Origin of the sequence: Providencia sp. PROV129 (assembly GCF_028482245.1) — a bacterium.
Lineage (GTDB): Bacteria > Pseudomonadota > Gammaproteobacteria > Enterobacterales > Enterobacteriaceae > Providencia > Providencia vermicola.
This window is the reverse complement of record NZ_JAMPQD010000027.1, coordinates 60,014-66,201: the sequence shown is the minus strand read 5'-3', so window position 1 is coordinate 66,201 and position 6,188 is coordinate 60,014. Positions and strand designations below refer to the sequence as shown.

Below are 6,188 nucleotides of genomic sequence, written 5' to 3'. Positions count from 1 at the left end.
CAATTCGAAATATGAAGAGTATTTTTAGTATTTCATATTCCATTCGTTAGGCATAAGAACCTTACTATTCTTTTGCCCCATAAAATGGCGATAAAATAAATCATACGACAGCACATTTTTCACGTACCCGCGAGTTTCCGAGAATGGAATACTTTCAACAAATGCCACGGCATCGATGCGACCACCGCTGTTTCCTAGCCAACGTGTCACTCGTGATGGGCCTGCGTTATAGGCTGCACTGGCTAAGATACGGTTGTTACCAAATTGCTGATACACATCTTCCAGATAAGCCGTCCCCAGCTCGATGTTCATCGTTGGGTTAGTTAGCTGGCTAGTATTCACATAATCAATGCCTTGCTTCTGTGCCGTATGTTTTGCGGTTGCTGGCATTAACTGCATCAAACCTGTCGCACCAACAGGCGAACGTGCTTGCGGGTTCCAAGCACTTTCTTGGCGGGCGATCGCCATCGCATAACTTTTTTGTATGTCTTTTGATTTGGTATACAGATTAAATTCTTTATCCCACGCCAATGGGAAGCGCTCTTCAAGGTGATCCCACAGTTTTGCCGTGATCGTCGCTTGCACGCTGAGATCCGCCCATTTATTATCGAACGCATAACGTGCCAACTGTTCTTGTTGATTAGCTGGGCGGGATGCCACCAAGCTTGCCCATTCTGAGCGCGCTAAATTATCCATTTCCCAATACATTAGCTCTCGCACACGTTGGACTTCAGGGAGCTGGCTGATGCTCGCATCAGGCTTCACCGCGCTTTTGACTAACACAGGGTAATCAATCTCTAACACTTGTGCGGCAACCATCGGGTAGAAACCACGTTTTTCAGTTAGCTGGCGAAGCAGCGTTTCGCCTTCCGCTTTTTTCCCTGCATCAATTAGCGTAATCGCCTGCCAATATTGCCATTCTTCTTTGTTTTTCACTTCCGCTGGAAGCTGCCTTAACCATGAAGCGACACCCATTTTATCCCCTTGCCCTAACGCAAGACGAACACGGCGCTCTTTTAACGAAGCTGAATTCGTTTCCTGAATAGTTTCATCACGCCACTGCGCTTGTTCAGGAGTCACATCCCCCATGTACTGCCATGCAATGCTGTCTTTTAGCTGCTGGCTTTCGGCCATATTCATTTTTTGCGCAGAGCTTACGCTGCTTAATACGGAGCGAGCAGCATCTGGCGATTGGCGAGCATAACGGTTAAATGCCGCAATGGTTGCTTGGCGAGTAAAATCCGTTGGGGTGACAGTGTTTGCAAACGAAACCACCGAAGCTGGCTCATTTTGCAATTTAATCAACGCATCACCAATGGTTTTATAACTCGGTGGTAGACGTTTTGCTAAATAACTGGCAATCGACGGGTTCCCTTCTTTAATCGCCAGATTAATACGCTCCAGCACCATTTCAGCACTTAAATAGCCTGCTTTTTCCCATTCGTTAAATAGTTTATCGCAGGCAGCGGGCATTGAATGGCCATTTAACCACGCTTTTTCAGCGCCTTGCCAAGCCACTTGTTTGTTCCCAACCGCCCAGTTAGCAAAATAGAAATTACATTGTGCTTCGGCAGGTTTTGGTACCTCAGGACTAAATTCAAGCAATGATTTCCACTCTTGGCGACGGGCAAGTTCATTGACAAAACGCGTTTTTAAATTCTTAGCAACAGGTAGCGTTGGGTAGGCATTAATAAACTCTTGAACTTGACGAGGTGAAACAATATCAAGATCTTGCGTCAACTCACGGTAAGCCAAATAGGGATAAAGAGGATAATCATGCAATGTCGGCAATAAGCGCTCCACTTCATCCATTTTATTTGCATCCCAAGCGGTTTTAATCGCTTGATACCGCTCCCGCTGTGACTGTAGGGAATCTGCCCATACGGTACTAGAAACCAGCATCATTGTTACTGGAACTGCCGCTAACCAACGTTTCATATCCTCTCGCTCCATCGCTAAACTAAAGTCAAAATACAGGAGAAACCTTAACCTATATATACCCCAAATAATTCGAGTTGCAGGTAGGCGACAAGCGAAGATAGGCGAGGAGCATAGATAAACTATGTGACTCTGCTAACTGAGCGCTGTCACTTATACCTCAACGAAAAGCGCTGCAACTTGTAGGATTACGGGTATATTAAACATATATCAATACTGTGAATGCTACCGAAAGTTTTTATTTAGTAACAGCGGAGAGTTCTTGAATTTATCGACTTTACAGTCTTTTACGTATCAGTCAGCCCATAAATGATTTAAAGTCTTTGCTCCTCGGAAATAACGGTTTAATTGCGGGGCGTTCTTCCAAAGAAGCTTGCCAAAGTTCATATTGAGCCTGTATTTCTACCCACATCTTTGCACTGGTTCCTAATGCCATTTCCAAGCGGATCGCCATATCTGCTGAAACGCCACTGCTACCATTAAGAATACGCGACAATGTTGCACGTGTGACACCCAGCCCTTTCGCAGCGTCTGTCACTGAAATTCCCTCTAAATACTCACGCAGCACAATACTAGGGTGTACAGGGTTATGCATTTTATTCATGATTTTCACCTTAATGATAATCTTGATAATCAACGAGGATGGCATCTTCACCCTCAAATTTAAACGTTAATCGCCAATTTCCATTGACGGATATTGACCAATGACTTTGCAAATCAGCATCTTTTAACTGATGTAGTTCCCAACTAGGGTGCAGACATATCTTGTGGCCTTTTGGTCGTATTTAACGCAGTAAGCGGTATCCATAATTTTGTAATATGTTTCGCTTGAATACCTGAGGTAATTACCATCCTAAAAAACGCTCTATTCCTTTGTGCATAAAACTTTTTATCACAATTCACTCCCTGTATAGCGCATCGACTCACTACACAGTCAGAGTTAAAAAAGTAAATGTTTAAAAATAAAACACCGCTGTTATCTGCCTATCTCTCATCAGATAACGGGGAGGGATGGATGATCCTCTGATGTTCAGGTATAGTTCAGGACAAACAATTTATCGCGGTTTTTCTCTGTCTTTTAGGGCATTTTCCCCTGACGTACAGAAAACAGCATAAAATTAAAATTCCCTTTATAAAACAAAAGGTAAATAACTTGGCTCAATTCGTTTATAGTATGTATCGGGTTGGAAAAATTGTTCCACCGAAACGTCATATTTTAAAAAATATCTCTCTGAGCTTCTTCCCGGGGGCTAAGATCGGTGTTTTAGGTCTCAACGGTGCAGGTAAATCAACATTACTGCGCATCATGGCGGGTATTGATACCGATATCGAAGGTGAAGCACGTCCGCAACCTGGTTTAAAAATCGGCTACCTGCCACAAGAACCAAAACTGAACCTTGAGCACACTGTGCGTGAAGCGGTGGAAGAGGCTGTTGGCGAAGTTAAACGTGCATTAACGCGTTTAGACGAAGTTTATGCCGCCTACGCTGAAGAAGGTGCTGATTTTGATAAACTGGCCAAAGAACAAGGCGAGTTAGAAGCGATTATTTCAGCACAAGATGGCCACAATTTAGATAACCAATTGGAGCGTGCTGCTGATGCGCTGCGCCTGCCAGCTTGGGATGCAAAAATCGAAAACCTCTCTGGGGGGGAACGCCGCCGTGTGGCAATTTGCCGCCTACTGCTGGAAAAACCAGACATGCTGCTGCTCGATGAGCCAACCAACCACTTGGATGCCGAATCCGTTGCGTGGTTAGAGCGCTTCTTACATGACTATGAAGGCACCGTTGTCGCCATCACGCATGACCGCTATTTCTTAGATAACGTTGCAGGTTGGATCCTCGAACTTGACCGTGGTGAAGGTATTCCATGGGAAGGTAACTACTCCTCTTGGCTTGAGCAAAAAGATGAACGTTTGGCGCAAGAAGCATCAACTGAAGCCGCTCGCCGTAAGTCTATCGAGAAAGAACTTGAGTGGATCCGCCAAAATCCAAAAGGCCGTCAATCGAAAGGTAAGGCACGCCTTGCTCGCTTTGAAGAACTTAATAACGTTGAATATCAAAAACGTAATGAAACAAGCGAGCTCTTTATTCCACCTGGACCACGTTTAGGTGACAAAGTGATCGAAGTTGAAAACCTAAGCAAATCTTATGGCGACCGCGTATTAATCGATAACCTGAATTTCTCCATTCCTAAAGGAGCCATTGTTGGGATCATCGGTCCAAACGGTGCGGGTAAATCGACCTTGTTCCGTATGATTTCAGGCCAAGAGCAACCTGACTCAGGCTCGATCACCTTGGGTGAGACGGTAAAAATCGCGTCTGTTGACCAATTCCGTGACTCAATGGATGACAGCAAAACCGTGTGGGAAGAAATTTCCAACGGACAAGACATCATGCGCATCGGCAATTTCGAGATCCCAAGCCGTGCTTACGTTGGCCGATTTAACTTTAAAGGCGTTGACCAAGGTAAACGTGTTGGCGAATTATCCGGTGGTGAACGCGGTCGTTTACACTTAGCAAAACTGCTGCAAGTGGGCGGCAACGTGCTGTTACTCGATGAACCAACTAACGACCTCGACGTAGAAACCTTACGTGCATTAGAAAATGCGCTGTTAGAGTTCCCAGGTTGTGCAATGGTTATTTCCCATGACCGTTGGTTCCTTGACCGTATCGCTACGCATATCATTGATTATCAAGATGAAGGTAATATTACGTTCTTCGAAGGTAACTTCTCTGAGTATGAAGATTACAAGAAGCGGACGTTAGGCGCGGAAGCGTTGCAGCCGCACAGGATGAAATACAAAAGAATGACCAAATAAATCCCTGTCATAATTTCGGATTATAGCGGTGTTGGCTGCGCTCGTGAGCCCTAGTCACATACTAATGTATGCTCCTAGGGACTCACTCCCTTGCCGCCTACCTATAATCCAAATTATTTAAGGGATAGATGGAGTAATAGAGTGTTAGTAAAATAAAATTAGCACCTAATGATGCCGTTTTTATTGGATAATTTTATAAGTCATCTAGCATCAATAACTGCTGAACGAGGGTGACACACTCCAAGAAGCGTGTATCGTAATCTGAGGATTCCACCCGCACAAATTCAATATTATTTTTCTTAAGCATTTCAATCAGTAGGTTTTGAAAAGCTTTTCGGTCTTTATCACTGCCCAAGCTTCTTAAACCATCTGCCACCCAAGGGGTGTTATTCTCTAAAACTATTACCAAATCGAATCGGTATTCGTCTATCAGTGCCTGAACAAATGGGTGCTCTTTACCTTCATAGCGTAAACAAAAGGCTTGAGTCGTGACGAAGTCGGTATCAATAAATGCGACTTTATTGGCATATTTCACTGCGAAATCAATGTACTGTGCATGCCCCAATGCAATTTTGTCGTAGTCCGAATATTGCAATGCCATCTCATCACCACCTAAGTGGCTAAACACATAGTCACGACCATATTCCCATGCACTGGAGGTATTGAAAATATTAGCTAACTTATTGACTAACGTCGATTTTCCACTGGATTCACCACCAAGAATAGCGACTTTACGAACAAAGAAGGGTTTAACTTCCGTTGGGATATATTCCCAATAACGAAATGGTGCTTGGCGGATTTGGTTACCGCTAATATTCATAAACGTGCGCTCAGGGTCGATAAGGATGGTTTCAATCCCCAAGTATTTCTTATAGCGAGGGGCGTCGTTCGCCTCCCCTGAATAGATAAAACTGGGGTTAATGTTGTGCTTTTTCAAAAAGCCTTTCATCCCATCGCTCCACACTTCCCAGCCGTGTGGATAAGGCTCGATCCCCTGTTCATCAAACGAATGAATATGGATATTCTTTTGATATTTAAAGGTTTGCAGTAACCAACGCAATCTGTCGCTCACCGTGGGTTGTTGGGACATGGAGCTATTGACGAACAGCTCTTTATCACGAGGTTCATCATGGCACAAAATAATGTGCAATTCATCCACTTGGCTACACGCCCGCTGAATAAGATAGATATGCCCCGTATGTAGCGGGTAAAATTTACCAAAAACCACACCAATCGTTTTTTGCTGATTGGGGAATTCCAATCCAAGAAAGCGATGAAGCGCAGCGATTTTTTGGGCGCTTGGGCTCTTAATTTTGTCGTTAATCAACTGGCTGAGATAGCCTTTGGTCATATCTGTCGCATCCGCAACCTGTTGAAGCGTATAGCCCGCTCTTTTGATCGCGTTTTTTAGATAGTCAAATTCAGCCAT

Annotated in this window: 5 protein-coding genes; 1 reads left to right on the top strand and 4 read right to left on the bottom strand. The window is 44.2% G+C overall.

The window, feature by feature from the left end; genetic code table 11:
* Positions 1-24: 24 nt before the first annotated feature.
* From sltY to PSF27_RS18590, 3 genes are all read right to left on the bottom strand, one after another.
* On the bottom strand, positions 25-1,938 hold the full coding sequence (sltY, locus tag PSF27_RS18600) for a murein transglycosylase (RefSeq protein WP_272682015.1): 1,914 nt from the start codon (positions 1,936-1,938) through the stop codon (positions 25-27).
* A 298-nt stretch (positions 1,939-2,236) separates the two neighbouring features.
* The gene (locus tag PSF27_RS18595; RefSeq protein ID WP_272682014.1) at positions 2,237-2,542 is read right to left on the bottom strand and encodes a HigA family addiction module antitoxin; all 306 of its coding nucleotides are present in this window, start codon (positions 2,540-2,542) and stop codon (positions 2,237-2,239) included.
* 10 nt (positions 2,543-2,552) lie between these two features.
* The gene (locus PSF27_RS18590) at positions 2,553-2,696 is read right to left on the bottom strand and encodes a type II toxin-antitoxin system RelE/ParE family toxin (protein ID WP_272539037.1); all 144 of its coding nucleotides are present in this window, start codon (positions 2,694-2,696) and stop codon (positions 2,553-2,555) included.
* A 395-nt stretch (positions 2,697-3,091) separates the two neighbouring features.
* Between PSF27_RS18590 and ettA the strand changes: the two genes are divergently transcribed.
* Positions 3,092-4,759, top strand: coding sequence for an energy-dependent translational throttle protein EttA (gene ettA, locus PSF27_RS18585; protein ID WP_206084503.1), 1,668 nt, complete (start codon positions 3,092-3,094; stop codon positions 4,757-4,759).
* Positions 4,760-4,952: 193 nt separating this feature from the next.
* Here the strand turns inward: ettA and nadR are convergent, their stop codons facing one another.
* Positions 4,953-6,188, bottom strand: a complete 1,236-nt coding sequence (gene nadR, locus PSF27_RS18580; protein WP_272682013.1) for a multifunctional transcriptional regulator/nicotinamide-nucleotide adenylyltransferase/ribosylnicotinamide kinase NadR — start codon at positions 6,186-6,188, stop codon at positions 4,953-4,955.